This window comes from Citrobacter sp. EC_71 (genome assembly GCF_019584005.1).
Taxonomy (GTDB): domain Bacteria; phylum Pseudomonadota; class Gammaproteobacteria; order Enterobacterales; family Enterobacteriaceae; genus Citrobacter; species Citrobacter werkmanii.
In genome coordinates this window covers 46,557-68,620 of sequence record NZ_VDAY01000021.1, presented here as the reverse complement: position 1 = coordinate 68,620, position 22,064 = coordinate 46,557, and the positions used below count along the sequence as shown (strand labels likewise).

Annotated in this window: 20 protein-coding genes, 1 pseudogene and 1 other annotated feature; of the genes and pseudogenes, 9 read left to right on the top strand and 12 right to left on the bottom strand. The window is 52.8% G+C overall.

Going from position 1 to position 22,064, the window contains the following annotated elements; genetic code table 11:
- Positions 1-109 precede the first annotated feature (109 nt).
- From dinD to ibpA, 3 genes and pseudogenes are all read right to left on the bottom strand, one after another.
- Positions 110-667: pseudogene (gene dinD, locus FHD02_RS19550) on the bottom strand (DNA damage-inducible protein D); the annotation flags it as partial.
- A gap of 134 nt (positions 668-801) precedes the next feature.
- Positions 802-1,230, bottom strand: a complete 429-nt coding sequence (ibpB, locus tag FHD02_RS19545; RefSeq protein ID WP_006687721.1) for a small heat shock chaperone IbpB — start codon at positions 1,228-1,230, stop codon at positions 802-804.
- A 92-nt stretch (positions 1,231-1,322) separates the two neighbouring features.
- Positions 1,323-1,736 carry a small heat shock chaperone IbpA gene (ibpA, locus tag FHD02_RS19540; RefSeq protein ID WP_006687722.1) on the bottom strand — a complete coding sequence of 138 codons (414 nt, stop codon included), beginning with the start codon at positions 1,734-1,736 and terminating at the stop codon, positions 1,323-1,325.
- Positions 1,730-1,802, bottom strand: a sequence feature (ROSE (Repression Of Heat Shock gene Expression) occurs in the 5'-region of heat shock genes and acts as an RNA thermometer to modulate expression.). It overlaps the preceding gene by 7 nt.
- A gap of 235 nt (positions 1,803-2,037) precedes the next feature.
- Here ibpA and FHD02_RS19535 point away from each other — a divergent pair.
- Entirely contained in the window at positions 2,038-2,373 is a 336-nt protein-coding gene (locus FHD02_RS19535) for a YceK/YidQ family lipoprotein (RefSeq protein WP_042311449.1), read from the top strand.
- Here the strand turns inward: FHD02_RS19535 and FHD02_RS19530 are convergent, their stop codons facing one another.
- The gene (locus FHD02_RS19530; RefSeq protein WP_220394209.1) at positions 2,374-3,600 is read right to left on the bottom strand and encodes a DUF3748 domain-containing protein; all 1,227 of its coding nucleotides are present in this window, start codon (positions 3,598-3,600) and stop codon (positions 2,374-2,376) included. It lies immediately after the preceding gene.
- Between the two features lie 100 nt (positions 3,601-3,700).
- On the opposite strand from FHD02_RS19530, the gene cbrA reads away from it, so the two are divergent.
- Positions 3,701-4,813 (top strand): colicin M resistance lipid reductase CbrA, encoded by a 1,113-nt coding sequence (gene cbrA, locus FHD02_RS19525; RefSeq protein WP_220394208.1) that lies wholly within the window; start codon positions 3,701-3,703, stop codon positions 4,811-4,813.
- Here the strand turns inward: cbrA and FHD02_RS19520 are convergent.
- From FHD02_RS19520 to dnaA, 8 genes are all read right to left on the bottom strand, one after another.
- Positions 4,799-5,917, bottom strand: coding sequence for a DUF4056 domain-containing protein (locus FHD02_RS19520; protein WP_220394215.1), 1,119 nt, complete (start codon positions 5,915-5,917; stop codon positions 4,799-4,801). The genes cbrA and FHD02_RS19520 overlap by 15 nt on opposite strands.
- A 17-nt stretch (positions 5,918-5,934) precedes the next feature.
- Positions 5,935-7,065: a BamA/TamA family outer membrane protein gene (locus tag FHD02_RS19515; protein ID WP_170972951.1), complete on the bottom strand. Its 1,131-nt coding sequence runs from the start codon at positions 7,063-7,065 to the stop codon at positions 5,935-5,937.
- Between the two features lie 5 nt (positions 7,066-7,070).
- Complete coding sequence (locus tag FHD02_RS19510; protein WP_255597427.1) at positions 7,071-8,096, bottom strand: hypothetical protein; 1,026 nt, start codon at positions 8,094-8,096, stop codon at positions 7,071-7,073.
- A 173-nt stretch (positions 8,097-8,269) separates the two neighbouring features.
- On the bottom strand, positions 8,270-9,082 hold the full coding sequence (yidA, locus tag FHD02_RS19505; protein WP_042311439.1) for a sugar-phosphatase: 813 nt from the start codon (positions 9,080-9,082) through the stop codon (positions 8,270-8,272).
- 153 nt (positions 9,083-9,235) lie between these two features.
- Positions 9,236-11,650, bottom strand: a complete 2,415-nt coding sequence (gene gyrB, locus FHD02_RS19500) for a DNA topoisomerase (ATP-hydrolyzing) subunit B (RefSeq protein WP_220394207.1) — start codon at positions 11,648-11,650, stop codon at positions 9,236-9,238.
- A 28-nt stretch (positions 11,651-11,678) separates the two neighbouring features.
- Complete coding sequence (gene recF / locus FHD02_RS19495; protein ID WP_038635725.1) at positions 11,679-12,752, bottom strand: DNA replication/repair protein RecF; 1,074 nt, start codon at positions 12,750-12,752, stop codon at positions 11,679-11,681.
- Complete coding sequence (dnaN, locus tag FHD02_RS19490; RefSeq protein WP_005121477.1) at positions 12,752-13,852, bottom strand: DNA polymerase III subunit beta; 1,101 nt, start codon at positions 13,850-13,852, stop codon at positions 12,752-12,754. The genes recF and dnaN overlap by 1 nt, the downstream gene beginning before the upstream one ends.
- Positions 13,853-13,856: 4 nt before the next feature.
- The gene (gene dnaA, locus FHD02_RS19485; RefSeq protein ID WP_003827078.1) at positions 13,857-15,260 is read right to left on the bottom strand and encodes a chromosomal replication initiator protein DnaA; all 1,404 of its coding nucleotides are present in this window, start codon (positions 15,258-15,260) and stop codon (positions 13,857-13,859) included.
- Positions 15,261-15,866: 606 nt separating this feature from the next.
- Between dnaA and rpmH the strand changes: the two genes are divergently transcribed.
- The 7 genes from rpmH to yidZ all read left to right on the top strand — a co-directional run bounded on the left by rpmH (position 15,867) and on the right by yidZ (position 22,019).
- Positions 15,867-16,007 (top strand): 50S ribosomal protein L34, encoded by a 141-nt coding sequence (gene rpmH / locus FHD02_RS19480; RefSeq protein ID WP_003023858.1) that lies wholly within the window; start codon positions 15,867-15,869, stop codon positions 16,005-16,007.
- A gap of 17 nt (positions 16,008-16,024) precedes the next feature.
- Positions 16,025-16,384 (top strand): ribonuclease P protein component, encoded by a 360-nt coding sequence (rnpA, locus tag FHD02_RS19475; RefSeq protein ID WP_003844432.1) that lies wholly within the window; start codon positions 16,025-16,027, stop codon positions 16,382-16,384.
- Entirely contained in the window at positions 16,348-16,605 is a 258-nt protein-coding gene (yidD, locus tag FHD02_RS19470) for a membrane protein insertion efficiency factor YidD (RefSeq protein WP_003023846.1), read from the top strand. Before rnpA ends, yidD begins: the two co-directional genes overlap by 37 nt.
- 2 nt (positions 16,606-16,607) lie before the next feature.
- On the top strand, positions 16,608-18,254 hold the full coding sequence (yidC, locus tag FHD02_RS19465; protein ID WP_006687746.1) for a membrane protein insertase YidC: 1,647 nt from the start codon (positions 16,608-16,610) through the stop codon (positions 18,252-18,254).
- A 105-nt stretch (positions 18,255-18,359) separates the two neighbouring features.
- Positions 18,360-19,724, top strand: coding sequence for a tRNA uridine-5-carboxymethylaminomethyl(34) synthesis GTPase MnmE (mnmE, locus tag FHD02_RS19460; protein ID WP_137361466.1), 1,365 nt, complete (start codon positions 18,360-18,362; stop codon positions 19,722-19,724).
- Positions 19,725-19,909: 185 nt separating this feature from the next.
- Positions 19,910-21,091, top strand: a complete 1,182-nt coding sequence (locus FHD02_RS19455; RefSeq protein WP_137361467.1) for an MFS transporter — start codon at positions 19,910-19,912, stop codon at positions 21,089-21,091.
- On the top strand, positions 21,060-22,019 hold the full coding sequence (yidZ, locus tag FHD02_RS19450; RefSeq protein ID WP_042311429.1) for an HTH-type transcriptional regulator YidZ: 960 nt from the start codon (positions 21,060-21,062) through the stop codon (positions 22,017-22,019). Before FHD02_RS19455 ends, yidZ begins: the two co-directional genes overlap by 32 nt.
- Positions 22,020-22,064 lie beyond the last annotated feature (45 nt).

Genomic DNA, 22,064 nt, shown 5'->3' with positions numbered 1-22,064 from the left:
ACAGAGCGCCTATAAGCGCTTAAGAAGGGCGTTATTTAGCGTTTTTCTTCACGTCGATTTGTAGTTGCTGAATGCTTTTTTCTGGCAATGGCAGCGCTTCCGGCATCGTGCCACCCAGTTCATGAATCGCTCGCTGATCTAAACCACCATAAAGCCCCTTGTAACCATGGTTTTGAAAGATAGCAAAATCGAAAGCGGTCTCTACGCCAGCAAGTTGTGCGGTTTCAACCAGATGCTTATTGTGTTCTTTTAGTTCATTGCGTAAGAACAAACGCTTTTCATCCTCACGCAGAGATTTAAAAGCAGCATCATCGGCCAACTCCTGACGTCGGGTTTGAATGGCAAAGTAGGTTTGCCCGGCCGCGATAACAGGTTTCGCGGGATCACCATTTTGCACGGCCAGATAACAGGCGTAGCGGGAGAGTTTTACGTCTTTTAATTCCCGACTAGCTCCTGACCCAATTCGTACCATTGCGAGGATCTCCTCGAAATGGTCACTCTCTAATTGACCACTGGCTACACATGACTCCGCAGCTTTCTTTATCACAGGTAGAAAATGTCGGTACTCTGAATATTCAAGAACCTTAGCTAATTCCCGGGCAGACCAATATTCGATCCCAGCATCATCAAACTGTTTCATAGCTTCAAATGGTTGATGTTCACTCATAAAAACATTCCTTCGTTAAGAGTATTGGTACTGGATATTTTTACAGTGACACATTCGTTACAACAAGACAGTTTATGTGTGCTGACGCACAAAAAAGCCCCGTCATTTCTGGCGGGGCAAAGGCATGGAGCTATTTAGCTATTTAATGCGGGACGTTCGCTGATGGCGATACGTTGTGGAGCAATGGTTTCAGGTTCATTACGGGTCAAATCGATATGCAGCAAGCCGTTAGTAAAGCTTGCGCCTGAGACCTCCATATTTTCAGCCAGCGTAAAGCTCAGACTGAACGGCTGAGTAACCAGCCCCTGGTGCAACCATTTTGTCTCTTTTTCCGGCTGCTGCGGTGTACCTTTCACGGTCAGGCGTGTGCCCTCCAGTTGAATATCCAGATCTTCCTGGCGGAAACCGGCTAACGCAAGGGTAATGCGGTAGTGGTTATCATCGCTCTTTTCGATGTTATAGGGTGGGAAGCTCTGGCTTTCACCGGCGTTTTGTAAGGCATTGGCCAGTTTGTCAAAACCGATCCATTGACGCAGCAGTGGGGATAAATCGTAGTTACGCATAATAATCTCCTTCTAAGAAGCGAGTAGGTACCTTTCGGCTCCCTGACGGCAAGCCGATTGCTTAGCAGGGCCGCCTGAAGCGGCCCACAGAATTAGTTGATTTCGATGCGGCGCGGTTTGTTCGCTTCGGGAATAACGCGCTCAAGATCGATGTACAGCAGACCATTCACCAGGTTTGCGCCGCGAACATGAATGTTCTCCGCTAACTGGAACTTACGTTCGAAGTTGCGCTCGGCAATACCCTGATACAGGTAAGTACGTTCTTTTTGCTCATCCGCATGAGCGCCTTTTACCACCAGCAGATTGTCCTGAGCGGTAATTTCCAGCTCGCTTTCAGCGAAACCGGCAACAGCAATCGCAATGCGGTAATGGTTTTCGTCTACCAGCTCAACGTTGTACGGAGGGTAGCCGCCATTACTCTGGCTCTGGTTGTTTTCCAGCAGATTAAACAGACGGTCAAAACCAATAGCAGAACGGTACAGCGGGGATAAATCAAAGTTACGCATAATCAATAGCTCCTGAAATCAGCGAGAATGTGAGACCTTCCATCATGGACAGGTCAGGTAGCCAGGACACCCATCAGGCATGCCCTTCTGTTGTCTACATCCTAAAAATGGGTCTTAAAACAAACTTTTCAAGCGTATTCATCTGACTTTTTTTGCAGTTTGTTGTCTATTGCATACACTGGGGAGAGCAGTTGTTATCGATAAATCGCGATAGCCGCCACAGTGCGACGAAATGGTGATGTTATTTTCGCAACGGATCGCTTTAACTCATCATGCAAACACGATGAAAACAGATGAATAAATGATGATAAAAAAAATGTTGGTAACACTGACAATGTGCAGCGGGATGGCGTTTTTGAGCGGCTGTTCCAGCATAATGTCACATACCGGAGGCAAGGAAGGGACGTATCCTGGCACACGCGCCAGCGCCACTATGATAAGCGAAAGTGATACGAATTGGGGAACGAAGTCGCTGGCGATTCTGGATATGCCTTTTACGGCGGTGCTTGATACCGTATTGCTTCCATGGGATCTCTTTCGTAAAGATAACTCGGTGAGATCCCGCGTAGAAAAGAGCGAGGAGAGAACCCAGGCCACGAACGCCGTTCTCCCCCCGGCGAAAATGCCTGCTCCTTAATTAACGCCCTGTTTCAGTCATCCACAATTGGCGGAAACCTTCGACGTCTTCCATCCACGCAACCCGTCGCCCATCAGGAGAGAAGACGACCGCATCGGCCGAGGGCTGGTTGCAGTGACGATCCGTTAAAAAATCAATCTCTCCCGTCTGAGCATCACAACAGGCGATTCTGTTTTCCAGCACAAACCCCAGCCATTTCCCCGACGGATGCCAGTTGAATGCTGACTGAATACTCGTGGCGCAGCGGGTAAGCTGACGCGGCTCACCACCCTGTGGTGGAATTAACCACAGCTGCACAACGCCATGGTTGTCGCGCATTAAAAACGCAATTTCAGACGCCTGTGGATTACTGCGCACCCAGTGGCGCGGCTGATTCACCAGCCCCGGAAAGGCGCGCTCATGAGTAAACGTCAGACGGCGTTGGTGAATGCCGGATGGCGGCGCAGGCATTGTCGCCTCTGTGCCCTCCAGCGGTGCGTCACCCGGCTGTTTCCAGCCGCTTTCATTCTGTGGCAAATCAACGATAAACAGCTCCGGCACTTTCTCACCGGTAACTGACAACGTATCGCCGATAAACGCCAGTGTGCTATCACCCACCCAACCTTCTTCATAGGCTCGGTTTATCTCATCGCTCCCCGGTTTTGGCGCAGGCGTCGTTTGACTCACCAGCACGCACCAGCGGCTCCCGCTATATTCACGCGGATGCTGCGTGGATACGCTCACCGGACCATACGGCGCAGCCACGCCGACGTTACGTAAATCCAGCGCCGGAGAGCGTTCATGCAGCACATGGTCGTTATAAGTGAAACTGACAAACTCACCGCTCGGGCTAAAGACATGCACATGACTGCCGCCACGTAACGCACCAGGCGTGTACGGCGCGGTGATATCCATTGCATCCAGGTTAGTCACCTCAGCCTGCGAAACAATTACTCCACGGCGATGATGAAAATCGTAATCCCATGTTTCATCAGGATTTTCTGGTCCATGAATAAAAACATACTTTTCCGACTTTGGATGAACGGTCACCACGCCAACATGTGCCCCTTGAGTGGCCCGGTAAATCACCTCCAGTTCGCCAGTATGAACATTGACGCGTTCAATCGTTTCCCCCGTAAAAGAGGCACCGGAAGGACGCACGTCGAAGACCAGCCAGTTACTGTCCGGGGCCCAGGTATTGATATTGGTAAGCTGATGATTACGCGGCGTAAAGGTGATTTGCTTCATGGGATGCCCTGATACAAGACGATTTAAGCAATCATACTTCACAAGCACTTCACTTTCAGGCTTTAGCGTATGTCCATCTTCATTTTTTGCGGACAGAAAGATGGAACATTTTGACGTAGCGATTATCGGATTAGGCCCGGCAGGCGCAGCGCTGGCGCGACAGTTGAGCGGAAAAATGCACGTGATTGCATTGGATAAAAAGCGCCAGTGCGGCAACGAAGGATTCACGAAACCCTGCGGCGGGCTGCTGGCCACGGATGCTCAGCGTTCGTTTATCCGCGACGGGATAACCTTGCCCGTTGATATCATCGCCAACCCACAGATTTTTAGCGTTAAAACGGTTGATGTTGCAGCCTCTCTGACCCGTAACTACCAGCGCAGCTACATTAACATCAATCGCCATGCGTTTGATTTATGGATGAAATCTCTCATTCCTGAAGAGGTGCAGGTGTACCACGATAGTCTGTGTCGCAAGATCTGGCGCGAAGGCGATAAATGGCATGTTATCTTTCGCGCCGACGGTTGGGAGCAGAAGATCACCGCGCGTTATCTGGTGGGCGCCGACGGCGCGAATTCACTGGTACGCCGTCATCTCTATCCCCAGCACCAAATCCGTAAATATGTGGCAATTCAACAATGGTTTGCGGAAAAACATCCCGTGCCGTTCTATTCCTGTATTTTTGATAACGACGCAACCGACTGTTATTCATGGAGTATCAGCAAGGATGGTTATTTTATCTTTGGCGGCGCCTACCCAATGAAGGACGGCCAGGCACGCTTTGACGAACTAAAAGAGAAGATGGAAGCGTTCCATTTCCAGTTCGGCAAACCGGTGAAAAGCGAAAAATGTACGGTGCTGTTCCCATCACGCTGGAAAGACTTCGTCTGCGGTAAGGACAATGCGTTTTTGATTGGCGAAGCGGCCGGTTTTATCAGCGCCAGCTCGCTGGAAGGAATTAGTTACGCGCTTGATAGTGCAGAAATCCTCAAATCAGTATTAATACGGGATAGAAAGGATATGAATCTCGCATACAGGAATGCCACTCGCAAGCTACGTCTTAAACTATATGGCAAGATCCTTAAAAGCCGCATATTAACAGCGGCGCATATCCGGAAATGGATAATGCAAAGTGGCGTTGCGCATATCCCCCTGACAGGGTCAGAAAAACATCCGCCAATGAAGTTCTGGTGGAGATTTTTAATAAAGGAATGAATGTTCACTCACTTTCGACAGATTATCGCTATCACCTGCAAGCGTAGCCAGCGCAGGGAAATTAGCTTCGCTGTACCAGGATTGTGGTAAAGGTAGCCGCGCCATGTGACTTCCGGGTCGGAGTTGAAGTTGTGCCAGCGTATCAAGGGAGTAATTTCGCCAGTGATGCGGCAGCGACAGGCGTAGCGGCACGGCTTTTTCGCCCGGCACTGGCGTTGGCAAACGCGAATCACTCACATCGTAGTTTCTGTGCAGCACCAGATATTTCTCCGGCACCCGACGCTGGCTGTTCCACCACTTGCCATCCAGCATATCAAACTGAAAACGGGTTATTGTTTCAGGCTTAGCTCCCAACTGTGTCAACGCCTGATACAGTGCCTTGTTCATTGCTGCATCGTACATTTCTGATGTTGCCAGTTGCCCATCAAGGATCAGCGACACCGCAATTCTTGCCCCCAACAGGTTGGAGTAGAGATCTTCCGGTGAAAATGCGGAAACTTCCTCAGAAAATCCAGGAACTGACTCAAAACCGTACCATTGTGCAATTTCATGCCAGGCCGCGAGCTGAAAGGCCAGATGCGCTGCCAGCCAGGCAGCTAATGCGTAACGATCGCCTGCCGTTTCAGGTGGCGTAAAGGCATTAAAAACAATATGCCGCTCCGTGAGCTCATCTTCCAGACGCAGCGTAAAAGGCTGGCCTAACCGTGGAAGTAGATTCCTAAAAAGCCAGACCGTCATATCTGCGGTATCTCTTACATGCGCGGTATCGATAAAACCGCCGCGTGAAGTATACACAATGCCATTGTGTTCATGCCCGATACCGGCCAGATTCACTAACCCTAACAGCAGGCTGTCGTTATAGCGATGCTCGCCAATACCGTCAGCCGCAACGACGTTATCAAGTTCATAAAACGGTACCGGCATATCCAGCACCTGCGCGTGCAGGTCGTAACCAAAAGCACAGCACGGACGCAACCCTTGAGGCGCGGGGAGCGGCGAAACTACCGGCCAGGCGGTACGTTGAGCCTTATCATCTTCCGTTAGCTGCAAAGGTACAGGTATCGCAGCATGGACCCCGACCATTGCCAATAACAAGGTCGTCATCAGCAGCACTTTATTGATCAAAACGCCTCTCCTACCTGAAAATAAAAACCGCTGCTCCCTTTGCCAATGCCATAATCCAGACGCACATTCACCCGCGGCTTAAATTCAAAACGATACCCCACCCCCGCCGAGGGTAGCCAACGTCCATCATCCAGCGCGCTAAATGATGGCCCCATAGTCCCTGCGCCCAGCCAGCCGACCACGCCATGCCGCCAGTCAAGTTTGCGGCGATACTCTACCTGCCCGCTGACGGCGTTTTTATCGCGATAGCGTCCTTCGTAATAGCCACGCATCCGCTGATTGCTTCCGAGCAGCGGCATCATGCTCCACGGTACATCACCCTGAGTAAACGCACCGTCCATCTCCCAGGCAAGCACATTCTTCTCGTCCAGAGAGTGGTAGCGGCTGTAGTGCAACTGGTATTCATCAAATCGGGTATCGCTCCCCACATCGGGCGTATAGCGGGTATAGCGTACGTCGGCATATTGTCCCTGGCGCGGGTTAGGAACAAAGTCACGGTCGTCCCAGCTAAGTTCTACACTGCTGCCGGAACTCAACACCGACGCACCCTGCCCGGTATTCTCAATTTTTGGGGGATCATTGTCATCCATTTGCGCAGCATGCTGTGCGTTCAACGACCAGCCGAGTCCCAGATAGACATTAGGCGCTACCCGTCGATACAACGTGGGGCGTACATCCAGCACCTGTGCCGTATATTGCTGTTTCTGGCTGTCTTTATCTCCTGCGCTAAAACCCTGTCCCCAGTAATAAGTTGGGGTATCGGTTAATGCGCCATTGAAAAAAAAACGCCAGCGATCGTCGGCAAAAAAGGCGTAATTTTGCATTGTGACGCCGAAAGCGCCCGTTGAGCTAAAGTAACCGCTGAGGGTCAGCGTCGAATTCTGACTCACCGTGTCATTTGGATCCGGGCGATACATCCCCACCACCGCCGTGCCGATCCCCAGTCCCAGTTCGGGAGTGTAGAAAGGCCCCGGCATTACCCCCCAATCGATACCTTTGCTGGCGTTAAAGTTATCGCTGGCACCCAGTGTATTCAGCCAGCCGTCAACTTCTTCACGGCTGGGGAGCGCGGCCTGCGCCGCCGTTCCCAACAGGCTGAATGCACAGAGCAAAAACAGACGAGTCAAACTATTCAAAAGCGATACTCACCGGCGACAAAGAAGCTATTACGCTCAGCAAAACCAATTTCAGAGGTGATATTAAAGTTGCGTGTCAGCTCATACTGCGCGCCGACCAGGACGTTCCATGGGGATTGCAAATGCTGTTTAACGTCGAAACGGCCATCATGTTTCTGGTTTGCCCAGTTCACCATATTCTGCAGAGTTGAGGACGGCATAGTCAGATCGCTAAGGCTCCCCTTGAACTCCTGCTGCACGTCTTGATACATACTGCCAACCCACAGATTCAGCTTACCGGACGGCATGTGCAGAGTCTCCACGCCGGGAGTAATAAAGCGATAGCCTATGCGCGGAGAGAGAGTATAGGCGTTAATACTGCCATCCAGAATATCGAACCGCGTCTGAGTATAGTTGGCATCAAAAGCCGTAAACCAGTTACCCACACCGCCAACAAGAGTCGTCCCCACACCGTAAGTTGTGCCTTTAAAGTCGAGCTGAAACGCCAGATTCTGCAACTGGTCGCTTATTTTCTTAACTGGATTACCTTTGGGGCCCAGCACATCCACGCCTATTTGAGAAACGGAGTGACCGTCGGTATAGCCCACCAGGCCATAGACGTTCATAAACGGCAGCAACCAGGCATCCAGTTTTAGGGTTTCTGTTTTGCTTCTCTCGCGGGTATTACCAACGTTGATTTTAAAGGCGTTATCTAAAGGAATAGAGCTTTTTCCTAAATACAAACCATTAAAGTTAATACTGTCTACATTAATATTCTGCCTGATATTCATGTAGTTAATATTCACACCAAACGGCTCAGGCAGGTCGTAGCCACGTTTACGCGCCTCGTCACCTAAAAAGGGCAAAACAGAGTGGCTTACAGCAGGTTTAGCCGCCGGTTTTACCGGCACAGGAGTAGCCTGACCATCGTCCTGATAATCATACAGCGGTGTTAACGTTGAGCCAGAATCCGTCGCAGCCCAGGCTTGAAAAATCAAACAGGAAGACGTCATCAACACCAGGCGAATGCTTGTGTTAGTCATAAGAAAACATAGTTGCAGGCAGGAACCGCCTGAATATAAAAGAAGGTGGGAGAGTATAGAAGTTGTGTACTAAATGGGGGGATTAATGTGCTGTTTCACATCTGATAATACAAACATGATTTTTATAACATTCTTAATGTTTTATGCCTGGCCGAAGCCAGGCATAACGCACATCAGGAGAGGACGTACTTCTCAATGGCCCAGGCAACACCGTCTTCCAGATTAGATTTCGTCACGAAGTTGGCGATCTCTTTCACCGTTGGAATGGCGTTATCCATCGCAACGCCCACGCCGGCGTATTCAATCATCGCGATGTCGTTTTCCTGATCGCCAATCGCCATGACCTCCTCGGCTTTAATTCCCAACGCCTCGGCCAGCGATTTTACGCCAGTCCCTTTGTTGACGCGTTTATCGAGGATTTCGAGGAAGTACGGCGCACTTTTCAGCACGGTGTATTTTTCTTTCACTTCCGCCGGAATGCGCGAGATGGCCTTGTCGAGGATCTCCGGCTCATCAATCATCATCACTTTCAGGAACTGGGTCGCAGGATCCATTTTTTCGGCTTCACAGAACACCAGCGGAATCGTCGCGACAAACGATTCATGCACCGTGTAATAACTGATATCACGGTTCGCGGTATACAGCGTGTTGCGATCGAGCGCGTGGAAATGCGAGCCAACTTCCCGGGAGAGCTGCTCCAGGTAGCGATAATCATCATAGCTCAGCGCGGTTTGCGCAACGGTACTGCCATCGCCTGCTTTCTGCACCAGCGCACCGTTGTAGGTAATGCAGTAGTCACCGGGTTGTTCCATATGCAGTTCTTTCAGATAGCTGTGAACGCCGGCATACGGGCGTCCCGTGGTCAGCACTACGTTCACGCCACGCGCGCGTGCCGCAGCAATTGCCGTTTTGACCGCAGGTGAAATGGTGTGATCGGGCAGCAGAAGTGTGCCATCCATGTCGATAGCAATAAGTTTGATAGCCATGAGTTCCCCGGATGAAATAAGTCCGTCCTCATGCTAACGCGATTCCGCTCAAAAAACAGCTACGAAAAGGGGGATAGAAAGGGGAATCAAGATTCCCCTTTTGTGGTTCGGTTGTAGGCCGGAAAGGCCTACAGAAGCAGGCCTTGGTGTAGGTTAAATGTCGATGTTCGCCGCTTTCAGGGCGTTTTCTTCGATAAACGCGCGGCGTGGTTCGACGGCATCGCCCATCAGGGTGGTGAACAGCTGGTCGGCGGCAATCGCATCCTTCACAGTAACGCGCAACATGCGACGGCTTTCCGGATCCATGGTGGTTTCCCACAGCTGTTCCGGGTTCATCTCGCCCAGACCTTTATAACGCTGGATAGCGAGACCGCGACGAGACTCTTTCTGCAGCCATTCCAGCGCCTGCTCAAAGCTGGCCACCGGTTGGCGGCGCTCGCCACGTTCGATAAACGCATCGTCTTCGATCAGCCCGCGCAGCTTCTCACCGAGCGAACAAATACGATGGTACTCGCCACCGGTCACAAACTCATGCTCCAATGGATAGTCAGTATCGACACCGTGGGTACGCACCCGGATCACCGGTTCGAACAGGTTCAGTTCAGCGTCTTTACGCACGAAGCTATTCCAGGTGCTGCCGTGCATTTCATTTTCATTGAGCACGTTCACCAACTGGGAAACCCAGGCCGTAACTTTCGCTTCATCAGCCAAATCAGCTTCCGGCAGCGTCGGTTGATAAACCAGCTCTTTCAGCAGCGCTTTCGGGAAACGACGTTCCATACGGCCAATCATTTTCTGCGTCGCGTTGTATTCAGAAACCAGTTTTTCTAACGCTTCACCCGCCAGGGCTGGTGCGCTGGCATTGGTGTGCAGCGTGGCGCCATCCAGAGCGATAGAGATCTGGTATTGATCCATCGCTTCATCGTCTTTGATGTACTGTTCCTGCTTGCCTTTCTTCACTTTGTACAGCGGCGGCTGCGCAATGTATACATGGCCACGTTCAACAATTTCCGGCATCTGACGATAGAAGAAGGTCAACAGCAGCGTACGGATGTGCGAGCCGTCGACGTCAGCATCGGTCATGATGATGATGCTGTGATAGCGCAGTTTGTCCGGGTTGTACTCGTCACGACCGATACCACAGCCCAGCGCGGTGATCAGCGTTGCCACTTCCTGAGAGGAGAGCATTTTGTCGAAACGCGCTTTCTCGACGTTAAGGATTTTACCCTTCAGCGGCAGAATCGCCTGGTTCTTACGGTTACGCCCCTGCTTCGCAGAGCCGCCCGCGGAGTCCCCTTCCACCAGGTACAGTTCAGACAGCGCCGGGTCACGTTCCTGACAGTCTGCCAGCTTACCCGGCAGACCGGCTAAGTCCAGCGCGCCTTTACGACGGGTCATTTCACGCGCGCGACGTGCTGCTTCACGGGCACGGGCCGCATCGATAATCTTGCCGACGACGATTTTAGCGTCAGACGGATTTTCCAGCAGGTATTCGCTCAGCAGTTCGTTCATCTGCTGTTCAACCGCCGATTTCACCTCAGAGGAGACCAGTTTGTCTTTAGTCTGGGAGGAGAATTTCGGGTCCGGCACTTTCACGGAAACCACCGCAATCAGGCCTTCACGGGCATCGTCGCCGGTGGCGCTGACTTTGGCTTTTTTGCTGTAGCCTTCTTTGTCCATGTAGGCGTTCAGGGTACGGGTCATCGCCGCGCGGAAGCCGGCAAGGTGAGTACCGCCGTCACGCTGCGGAATGTTGTTGGTGAAGCAGTAGATGTTTTCCTGGAAACCGTCGTTCCACTGCAGAGCCACTTCAACGCCGATACCGTCTTTTTCGGTGGAGAAGTAGAAGATATTCGGGTGGATCGGCGTTTTGTTTTTGTTGAGATATTCAACAAACGCCTTGATGCCGCCTTCGTAATGGAAATGATCTTCTTTGCCGTCACGCTTGTCGCGCAGACGAATAGAGACACCGGAGTTCAGGAACGACAGTTCGCGCAGGCGCTTCGCCAGGATGTCGTATTCGAACTCGGTCACGTTAGTGAAGGTTTCATGGCTTGGCCAGAAACGCACCTGGGTCCCCGTCACTTCGGTTTCGCCCGTTACCGCCAGCGGCGCCTGCGGCACACCGTGCACATAAGTTTGCTGATGCACTTTGCCTTCACGACGAATCACCAGCTCCAGTTTCTGCGACAGGGCGTTAACGACGGAGACACCTACGCCGTGCAAACCACCGGAAACTTTATAGGAGTTATCATCGAATTTACCGCCTGCGTGCAGAACGGTCATGATAACTTCCGCCGCCGAAACGCCCTCTTCCGGATGAATACCGGTTGGGATACCACGGCCATCGTCAGTAACAGACACGGAGTTATCAGCGTGAATCGTTACCACGATATCTTTACAGTGACCCGCGAGCGCTTCGTCGATAGCGTTATCTACCACCTCGAATACCATGTGGTGCAGACCGGTGCCGTCATCCGTGTCGCCGATATACATACCCGGGCGCTTACGCACCGCATCCAGCCCTTTCAGGACTTTGATACTGGAGGAGTCATAAGAATTCGACATCAACGTTTCTCGCTCATTTTATCTTGGGTTAATCCGTTATTTTACCCTTTTCCACGGTAAACATCTTCGAATTTTCATCGGACATGTCTATAACGTGTTCAGCGCTGATTGCGCTGACAAAGACCTGTGATTGCGTGGCTTTTAAGCGGCTGGCCAGCAGCCCGCGACGCGCATCATCCAGTTCAGAGGCAAAATCATCTATCAGGTACAGGCAGCGCCGTCCGCTTTCACGGGTCAGGAACTCCCCTTGCGCCAGACGTAAGGCGCACATTAGCAGTTTTAGCTGCCCACGCGACAACGTGTCTTCTACCGGCGCACCGTCGGCACGAATGCGGAAATCCGCCTTATGCGGGCCGTGTGCGGTGTAGGTCAACATGCGATCGCGTTCAAAACTGCGTTCCAGCACCTCGGCATAATCTGTCTCCTTCTCCCAACCACGCTGGAAAGAGAACGAGAGAGAAAACTCGGGAAGAAACTGCTGGCAGGTATCCGCCATATCCTGCGCGATACCCGCGCTGTACTCCGCGCGCCAGGTGCTGATTTGTTCCGCCAGCGGGATAAGTTCTCTATCCCACGGGCGCAGTTGCTCATAACGACTCACCTGACGCAGTGCCGCATTGCGCTGCTTGAGCAGTCGCTTCAGGTTGCTCCAGGCGGTGAAAAATCCGGCTTCATTGTGAAAGCATCCCCAGTCAAGAAATGCTCTTCTGTATTTGGGGCCGCCGTTGAGTAAAGTAAACCCCTCTGGCGTGATCAGCTGCATCGGCATCAGGTGCGCCAGTTCAGCGACCTTGTGCCCGTCGGTGCCATCAATGCGCACTTTGCTGTCGCCCAGTTTGTCTTTCGTCAGACCAATCGACGTCTCACGCTCTTCTCCCTGCAAACGTCCGTGTAAAACAAACGACTCCTGCTCGTGGCGAATCACGCGGCCAATCTGCAAACTGCGAAACGCCCGGCCATGGCCGAGCGTATAGATGGCTTCCAGCACACTGGTTTTGCCGCTGCCGTTCGCGCCAACCAGGAAGTTAAAGCCAGGGGATAAAGCGAGATCCGCGCTTTCGATATTGCGAAAATCGCGGATCAACAGGCGGGTGAGCGACATTACAGTCTCATTGGCATAACAACATAGGCAGCCGACTGTGATGCGGCATCTTCAATCTGTACGCTCGATACGGAATCAGTCAGCAGAATACGCACGTTCTCGCACTTCAGCGCGTTCAGAACGTCCAGCACGTAGCTAACGTTAAAACCGATTTCCAGTTCCGTACCAGGATAGGAGACATCCAGAATTTCTTCTGCTTCTTCCTGCTCCGGGTTGTTGGCGGTGATTTTAAGCTGATTTTCGCTGACATACAGACGCACGCCGCGGAATTTCTCGTTCGAGAGGATCGCCGCACGGGCAAACGCCTGCTTGAGGATATCGCAACCGGCTTCCAGATGTTTGTCCGGATTTTTCGGCAATACGCGGCGATAATCCGGGAAACGGCCGTCTACCAGCTTGGAGGTAAAGATGAAATCCCCCACGTGCGCACGAATATTGTTGCTGCCAATCTGCACGCGCAGCGGGTTGTCACCGCCGTCGAGCATACGCATCAGTTCAATCACACCTTTACGCGGTACGATCACCGAATGACTGGGCAACGGCTGACCGACAGGCATTGAACAAACCGCCAGACGGTGACCGTCGGTCGCCACAGTACGCAGCTCTTCCCCTTCGGTTTCAAACAGCATGCCGTTTAAGTAGTAACGCACATCCTGATGCGCCATCGAAAACTGCGTGGCTTCAATCAGGCGCTTCATTGTGGCCTGTGGCAGAGTGAATTCGACTTCGCTCTGCCAGTCATCCAGATTAGGGAAGTCGGCAGCAGGAAGCGTGGACAGCGAGAAACGGCTGCGACCAGAGCGTACCAGCATGCGGTCGCCTTCCAGTTGAACGGCTATTTCCGCGCCTTCCGGCAACCCGCGGCAAATGTCGAAGAATTTACGTGCCGGAACGGTGGTCGCACCAGGTTCATGGGGCTGGATCAACGCCACGCGCGCCACCATCTCCATTTCGAGATCGGTACCGGTCAGAGAAAGCGCACCGTCAGCGACCTGCAGCAGCAGGTTTCCGAGGATCGGCAGTGTAGGACGTCCACCCAGCGGGCCGCTGACCTGCTGAAGCGGTTTTAATAAATGTTCACGTTCAACGGTAAATTTCATAGCGTCACGAAGATAATGTTCTGATTAAATTGGAGAAATCTTCTTTAATATCATGGCTTTCTTCACGCAACTGCTCAATCTTGCGGCAGGCATGAAGCACGGTAGTATGGTCACGCCCACCAAACGCGTCGCCAATTTCCGGCAGACTGTGGTTGGTGAGCTCTTTTGCCAGCGCCATCGCCATCTGGCGCGGACGAGCTACCGAGCGAGATCGACGCTTAGAAAGCAGATCCGCAATTTTGATTTTGTAATACTCCGCCACCGTCTTCTGAATATTGTCGATGGTGACCAGCTTTTCCTGCAAAGCCAACAGATCGCGCAGCGCTTCGCGCACGAAATCGATGGTAATCGCCCGGCCGGTAAAATTGGCGTTGGCGATCACGCGGTTCAGTGCGCCTTCCAGTTCACGCACGTTAGAGCGTAGACGCTTGGCAATAAAGAACGCCACTTCCCCCGGCAGACGAATGTCGTTTTCGTCGGCTTTTTTCATCAGGATCGCCACGCGTGTTTCCAGCTCTGGCGGTTCGATCGCAACAGTCAGCCCCCAGCCGAAGCGGGATTTCAGTCGATCTTCAACACCATTGATCTCCTTCGGATAACGATCCGACGTCAGGATGATCTGCTGATTACCTTCCAGCAGGGCGTTGAAGGTGTGGAAGAATTCTTCCTGCGAGCGCTCTTTGTTGGCAAAGAACTGGATGTCATCGATCAGCAGCGCGTCGACGGAGCGGTAGTAGCGTTTAAACTCTTCGATCGCATTGTTTTGCAGAGCTTTAACCATGTCCTGCACAAAACGCTCGGAGTGCATATACACCACTTTCGCGTTCGGTTTACGCGCCATAATGCCGTTACCGACAGCATGCAACAGGTGGGTTTTACCCAGACCCGTACCACCATAAAGGAATAACGGATTGTAGGCGCCGCCAGGGTTGTCCGCCACCTGACGTGCCGCCGCGCGCGCCAGTTGGTTAGATTTACCTTCAACGAAGTTATCAAACGTATGTTTAACGTTGACGTTAGAGCGATAGGTAGGTTCTGCCGGAGCCGGGACGTTGTCCCAACCAGGGCGCGCCGCAGGAGCAGCACGTTGCGGTTGTACCTGTTGCGCCACATGGGCAGGCGCGACAACGTTATTTACCGGCGTCTTCAGCGTTTGCGTGACGGGTTTAGTTCCGACCTCAAAACGCAGCTGTGGGGCATCCGCTCCACAGAAGTTATTTAGTAATCCATTAATATTATTAAGGTATTTGTCCCTTACCCAATCGAGCACAAAACGGTTTGGCGCATACAAAGCCAGCGTGTTATCGCTCAGTTCCGCCTGCAACGGGCGTATCCACATACTGAATTCTGTGGCTGGTAACTCATCCTGCAATCGGGCAAGACACTGCTGCCAAAGCGAAAGTGACACGGCGGACTCCACTCGAACAAAAGTCGATAAATGACAAAGGCTGAAACATTCATGATTGTTGACGCACACCGACAAGACCCTATGCAAAGGGTGACGTGCGAATTGCTATCTGCAATTTTTCCCCGATCAGGATCCATTGAAACGATCGGGACCGCAGATCATAGCGTAAACTGAGAAAGAGATCTTCTGTTTCTCACAGATTCTTCCCGATTTATCCACAGGATGATCCAGAATCGGCTAAGTGTAAACGATCCTGGAGAAGTGCTGCAGGTTTTAGCGCGCATATTGAAAAAATTAATGAGTAAAGATGCTTTACTGCTTAAACGATCTAATAAAGATCCCGTGCGATCCTTGCGCTTTATCCACCAGCCCGTATAATTCTTACCCCCAGCGAGTAACGGTCGCCTTACGGCGTCAACGCTGCCTGTTTTTCACACAAAACCTTGTGGAAAAAAGCGGGAAATAAGGAAAGAGAATTGACTCCGGAGTGTACAATTATTACAATCCGGCCTCTTTAATCACCCACACTGTGGCGTAAGTCGTTCGAAACTCGTTCGGGTATACGCAAAAGTCAGTGAATTTATTCAAGTTTAGGTAGAAATCGCCATGAAACGCACTTTTCAACCGTCTGTACTGAAGCGCAACCGTTCTCACGGCTTCCGTGCTCGTATGGCTAATAAAAATGGTCGTCAGGTTCTGGCACGTCGTCGTGCTAAAGGCCGTTCTCGTCTGACCGTTTCTAAGTAATAAAAGCTAGCCCCTGAGTGGTTAAGCTCGCATTTCCCAGGGAGTTACGTTTGTTAACTCCCACTCATTTCACATTCGTCTTCCAGCAGCCACAACGGGCTGGCACGCCGCAAATCACCATCCTCGGCCGCCTGAATTCGCTGGGGCATCCCCGTATCGGTCTTACCGTCGCCAAGAAAAATGTTAAACGTGCGCATGAACGCAATCGGATTAAACGTCTGACGCGTGAAAGCTTCCGTTTACGTCAGCACGAACTTCCCGCAATGGATTTCGTGGTGGTGGCGAAAAAAGGGGTTGCTGACCTCGATAACCGTGCTCTCTCGGAAGCGTTGGAAAAATTATGGCGTCGCCATTGTCGCCTGGCTCGCGGGTCCTGATAGCCCTCATTCGGGTCTATCAACGCCTGATCAGTCCGCTGCTTGGGCCGCATTGCCGTTTCACTCCAACCTGTTCGAGCTACGGAATTGAGGCATTGCGCAGGTTTGGAGTGATAAAAGGCAGTTGGTTGACGGTGAAACGCGTATTAAAATGCCACCCTTTACACCCTGGTGGTGACGATCCCGTCCCGCCCGGACCATTTGATACCAGAGAACACTAACGATGGATTCGCAACGCAATCTTTTAGTCATCGCTTTGCTGTTCGTGTCTTTCATGATCTGGCAAGCCTGGGAGCAGGATAAAAACCCGCAACCTCAGGCCCAACAGACCACGCAGACAACGACCACCGCAGCGGGTAGCGCCGCAGACCAGGGCGTACCGGCCAGTGGCCAGGGGAAACTGATTACGGTTAAGACTGACGTGCTTGATCTGACCATCAACACCCGTGGTGGTGATGTGGAACAGGCTTCGCTGCCAGCTTACCCGAAAGAACTTGGTTCTACCGAACCGTTCCAGTTACTGGAAACTACGCCACAGTTCATCTACCAGGCACAGAGTGGCCTGACCGGTCGTGACGGCCCGGATAACCCGGCTAACGGCCCACGTCCGCTGTACAACGTCGAAAAAGACGCATTTGTACTGGCAGACGGTCAGAACGAACTGCAGATCCCGATGACCTATACTGACGCAGCGGGTAACACGTTCACTAAAACGTTTGTCCTCAAGCGTGGTGAATATGCTGTCAACGTTAACTACAGCGTGCAGAACGCCGGCGAGAAACCGCTGGAAATCTCCACCTTTGGTCAGCTGAAGCAATCCATCAATCTGCCATCTCATCGCGACACCGGTAGCAGCAACTTTGCGCTGCACACCTTCCGTGGCGCGGCCTACTCCACGCCGGATGAGAAGTATGAGAAATACAAATTCGACACCATTGCTGAAAACGAAAACCTGAACGTCAACGCTAAAGACGGTTGGGTCGCAATGCTGCAACAGTATTTCGCAACGGCATGGGTTCCGCGTAACGACGGTACCAACAACTTCTATACCGCTAACCTGGGTAACGGCATTGCCGCTATCGGCTATAAATCACAGCCGGTACTGGTACAGCCAGGCCAGACTGGTGCGATGACCAGCACCCTGTGGGTCGGCCCGGAAATTCAGGATAAAATGGCGGCCGTTGCACCGCACCTGGATCTGACCGTGGATTACGGCTGGTTGTGGTTCATCTCTCAGCCGCTGTTTAAACTGCTGAAATGGATCCATAGCTTCCTGGGTAACTGGGGCTTCTCCATCATCGTTATCACCTTTATCGTTCGTGGCATCATGTACCCGCTGACCAAAGCGCAGTACACCTCCATGGCGAAGATGCGTATGCTGCAGCCGAAGATTCAGGCTATGCGTGAGCGTCTGGGCGATGACAAACAGCGTCAGAGCCAGGAAATGATGGCCCTGTACAAAGCTGAGAAGGTTAACCCGCTGGGCGGCTGCTTCCCGCTGATCATCCAGATGCCAATCTTCCTGGCGTTGTACTACATGCTGATGGGCTCCATTGAACTGCGCCATGCGCCGTTCGCGCTGTGGATCCATGACCTGTCTGCACAGGACCCGTACTACATTCTGCCGATCCTGATGGGCGTGACGATGTTCTTCATTCAGAAGATGTCTCCTACCACCGTGACCGACCCGATGCAGCAGAAGATCATGACCTTTATGCCGGTCATCTTCACCGTGTTCTTCCTGTGGTTCCCGTCAGGTCTGGTGCTGTACTATATCGTCAGCAACCTGGTAACCATTATTCAGCAGCAGCTGATTTACCGTGGTCTGGAGAAGCGTGGGCTGCATAGCCGCGAGAAGAAAAACTCCTGATTCGGTGTAGGCCGGATTAGGCGAAGCCGCCATCCGGCAAACGGAACATAACGTAAAGGGCGGTCATTAGACCGCCTTTTTTATTGCATCACAAAGAGACATATCATGAGCCATAACGACACCATCGTCGCTCAGGCCACCCCTCCGGGACGCGGTGGCGTGGGTATCCTGCGTATCTCTGGTCTGAAAGCGCGTGACATTGCGCAAGAGGTGCTGGGCAAGCTGCCAAAGCCGCGCTATGCCGACTACCTGCCGTTTAAAGACGTTGACGGCAGCGCGCTGGATCAGGGTATTGCGCTGTGGTTCCCCGGCCCGAACTCCTTCACCGGTGAAGATGTGCTGGAGCTACAAGGGCACGGCGGTCCGGTGATCCTGGACCTGCTGTTAAAACGTATCCTGACGCTTCCAGGCGTGCGCATTGCCCGACCGGGCGAGTTCTCCGAGCGAGCGTTTCTCAATGATAAGCTCGATTTAGCCCAGGCCGAGGCGATTGCCGACCTGATCGATGCCAGCTCGGAGCAAGCGGCTCGCTCAGCGCTGAACTCGTTGCAGGGCGCATTTTCCGCACGGGTAGATCATCTTGTGGAAGCGCTCACTCACTTGCGCATCTACGTGGAAGCGGCGATTGATTTCCCGGATGAAGAAATCGACTTCCTGTCTGACGGCAAGATTGAAGCGCAGCTCAATAGCGTTATCAGCAACCTTGATGCTGTACGTGCCGAAGCGCGTCAGGGCAGCCTGCTGCGCGAAGGGATGAAGGTGGTGATTGCTGGTCGCCCGAACGCCGGGAAATCAAGCCTGCTAAACGCGCTGGCAGGCCGCGAAGCGGCTATTGTCACCGACATCGCCGGTACCACCCGCGACGTCCTGCGCGAGCATATCCATATCGACGGCATGCCGCTGCACATCATCGACACCGCCGGTCTGCGCGACGCTAACGATGAAGTGGAACGCATTGGGATCGAGCGCGCGTGGCAGGAAATTGAGCAGGCCGACCGCGTGCTGTTTATGGTTGATGGCACCACCACTGACGCTACCGACCCGGCGGAGATCTGGCCGGACTTTATTGCCCGTCTGCCAGCCAAACTACCTATTACCGTGGTGCGTAACAAAGCGGATATTACCGGTGAAACGCTGGGTCTTAGCGAAGTAAATGGCCACTCACTGGTTCGTCTCTCCGCACGTACCGGGGAAGGTGTTGATGTGCTGCGCAACCATCTCAAGCAGAGCATGGGCTTTGAAACCAATATGGAAGGCGGCTTCCTGGCGCGTCGTCGTCACCTACAGGCGCTGGCAGAAGCGGCGGAGCATCTCGAGCAGGGCAAAGCTCAACTGCTCGGAGCATGGGCCGGGGAACTACTGGCAGAGGAGCTACGTCTGGCGCAGCAAAACCTCAGTGAGATCACCGGTGAATTTACCTCCGACGATCTGCTGGGACGGATTTTCTCCAGCTTCTGTATCGGTAAGTAACCTTGTGTTGCCCGGTAGCGCGATGCTAACCGGGCCTACAGGCCCCGTAGGCCGGAGAAGGCGTTTACGCCGCCACCCGGCAACAACAATGATTTCCCATGTGGAAATCACTGTTGTCCAAATGGCAACTCGTGCAGTTGACTCTCTGCCCGTATGCTTAGCGCCACATTCCTCATGAGGTCGCTATGACACGCTTTCTAATCTGCAGTTTCGCCCTGGTTCTTCTTTATCCTGCCGGTATTGATATGTATCTGGTGGGGCTGCCCCGCATTGCGGCCGATCTACAGGCCAGCGAGGCGCAACTGCATATTGCGTTTTCGGTTTATCTGGCGGGAATGGCGACGGCGATGCTTTTCGCCGGTAAAATTGCCGACCAGTCAGGCCGCAAACCGGTCGCCATAGTCGGCGCACTCATCTTTATTTTCGCCTCTGCGCTATGTTCTTTCGCCGAGAGCGGTACGCCGTTCCTGGTAGGCCGCTTTATTCAGGGAGTGGGCGCTGGCGGCTGCTATGTGGTGGCTTTCGCTATTCTGCGCGATACGCTCGACGATCGCCGCCGCGCAAAAGTGCTGTCGCTGTTGAACGGAATCACCTGTATCGTACCGGTGCTGGCTCCGGTCATGGGGCATCTGATTATGCTCAAGTATCCGTGGCAAAGCCTGTTCTACACGATGATGGGTATGGGTGTAGTCGTATGCCTGCTGTCGGTATTTATCCTGCGAGAATCGCGCCCAGCGACCCTCACGACGTCTACACCAAAGAACCACACCAACGAGTCTTTGGTGAACCGTTTTTTCTTAAGCCGCCTGGCCATAACCACCCTCAGTGTGTCGGTGATCCTGACCTTCGTGAATACCTCTCCGGTGCTGCTGATGGAAGTGATGGGCTTCGACCGTGGTGAATACGCCACGACGATGGCTATGACCGCAGGCATCAGTATGGCGGTCTCTTTCTCGACGCCGTTCGCCCTCAGTGTATTCAAGCCTCGCGTTCTGATGCTGACTTCACAGGCGTTATTTCTGGCAGCGGGCGTAGTGTTAACCCTTGCCGCCTCACACGCAGTAACGCTGTTTGGGCTGACTTTAATCTGCGCCGGGTTCTCGGTTGGTTTTGGTGTCGCCATGAGTCAGGCGCTGGGACCGTTCTCGCTGCGTGCAGGAGTTGCCAGCTCGGCGTTAGGTATTGCACAGGTTTGCGGTTCATCACTATGGATTTGGCTGGCAGCGGTCCTCGGCCTTGATGCGCTGAATATGCTGATCGGGATTCTGATTGGCTGTAGCATAGTGAGTATCATGCTGATTATCACTGTTGCCCCCAACCGGTCCGCGCCAACTCATGAAGAAATCCCTCAGCAGTCTCGATCTTAATTTGTTGCTCTGCCTGCAGTTATTGATGCAGGAACGCAGCGTGACCAAAACCGCCAAACGGATGAACGTCACGCCGTCGGCGGTCAGTAAGTCGCTGTCGAAACTGCGGACCTGGTTTGACGACCCGTTGTTTGTAAACACCCCGCTGGGACTTACGCCGACGCCGTTAATGGTCAGCATGGAGCAGAATCTGGCAGAGTGGATGCAGATGAGCAATCAATTGCTGGATAAGCCGCACCATGAGGCTCCGCGCGGGTTGAAGTTTGATCTGGTGGCCGAAACGCCGTTGGTCATGATCATGTTTAACGCCCTCTCCCGGCAAATCTATCAGCGTTATCCCCAGGCGACGATCAAAATACGCAACTGGGACTATGATTCGCTGGATGCGATTATTCGCGGCGAGGTGGATATCGGCTTCACCGGCCGCGAAAGCCATCCGCGTTCGCGAGAACTGCTGAGCCTACTGCCGTTGTCGATCGACCATGAAGTGTTGTTTTCCGATCTCCCTTGCGTCTGGCTACGTGAAGATCATCCGGCATTGCAGGAAGAGTGGAGTCTGGATACATTTCTGCGCTATCCCCACATCAGTATTAGCTGGGAGCAAAGCGATACCTGGGCGCTGGACGATGTGCTTCAGGAGATGGGGCGCACACGCAATATCGCGTTATGCCTGCCAGGTTTTGAGCAGTCGCTGTTTATGGCCGCCCAGCCGGATCATGCGCTGATAGCCACAGCGCCGGTCTATTGTCAGCGTTATAACCAACTCCACCAGCTTCCGCTGGTGGCGCGTCCTATGCCATTTGATGCTGCGCAGTTAGAGAAAATGCGCGTACCGTTCACCCTCCTTTGGCATAAACGTAACAGCCATAATCCGAAGATCGTCTGGCTGAAAGAAACGATCAAGGCGCTGTATCGCGATATGTCCTGACGATCCGCCGCCACAGTGTTGCTTAAATGACCATTCTTGCAACAG